Annotated in this window: 1 protein-coding gene; it reads left to right on the top strand. The window is 58.3% G+C overall.

Translation table 11 applies throughout. The annotated features are described in order from the left end of the window. The first annotated feature begins 9 nt into the window (after window positions 1–9). Window positions 10–945, top strand: coding sequence for an IS1595 family transposase (locus NX778_RS24525; protein ID WP_258814438.1), 936 nt, complete (start codon window positions 10–12; stop codon window positions 943–945). The last annotated feature ends 3 nt before the right edge of the window (window positions 946–948 follow it).

The following is a 948-nucleotide window of genomic DNA, read 5'->3' as shown; positions in this document are numbered from 1 at the left end:
TTCCTAGGTCTGGTGCGCTACCTGTCCAAGCGGCAGCGCGCCAAGCTTTCCGCCACACTTAATCAAGCGAATGAAGCCGACCAGGCCTTGGCGCTGGTCGAGAGTGCGGCTGCCCAACACTTAAGCTGCCCGCGGTGCTCTTCCGGTGCATACCATCGGCATGGCCACGCGCACGGCCTTCAACGCTTCCGCTGTACTGAATGCGGCAAAACGTTCAATTCGCTCAGTAGTACGCCTATGGCTTGGCTGCATTACAAGTTCAAGTGGCTCGACTACTCGGATTGCCTGCTTTGTTCGTACACCGTGAGGAAGGCCGCGGCGCGCTGCGAGATTCACAAGAACACGAGCTTCCGCTGGCGCCACCGCTTCCTCTCCTTGCCGAAGACGGACCGTCCCCACCGCCTTCACGGGATTACCGAAGCTGACGAAATGTATTTGCTCGAGTCCGAGAAGGGCGCCAGGAATCTAGGCCGACCACCTCGAAAGCGTGGCGGAGCTGCGAGCCAGCGCGGCACTTCGTTCGAACAGGTTTGCATACTTGTGGCGCGCGATCGCACAGGACAGACGCTTGACTTCATAACCGGCAAAGGACCGGTCACCAAAGCCCAACTCAAGCGCTACCTACCTGAAGTTATCGACAAAGACGTGCTGCTGGTGACTGATTCGAATGCCAGCTACCGCTATTTCGCCCGTGACATCGGGTTGAGTCACCGTGCGATCAACCTAAGCGCCGGAGTGAGAGTCGATGGCGCCATTCATATCCAGAACGTGAATGCTTACCACAGCAGGTTCCGCGAATGGATGACACGTTTTCATGGAGTGGCGACCCACCATCTGCCCACCTACCTCGGATGGCGCTGGATCCTTGACGCTAAGCGTGTTCGCTCGCCGGAAGCTTTGCTACGGTCGGCCGTTGGCGCGTTCCCACACTTTTCGGTGACATAGCCT

The sequence above is a fragment of the Massilia terrae genome (assembly GCF_024753145.1).
Taxonomy (GTDB): domain Bacteria; phylum Pseudomonadota; class Gammaproteobacteria; order Burkholderiales; family Burkholderiaceae_D; genus Telluria; species Telluria terrae.
The sequence above is the reverse complement of the archived record's forward strand: the minus strand, read 5'-3'. Positions and strand labels throughout refer to the sequence as shown.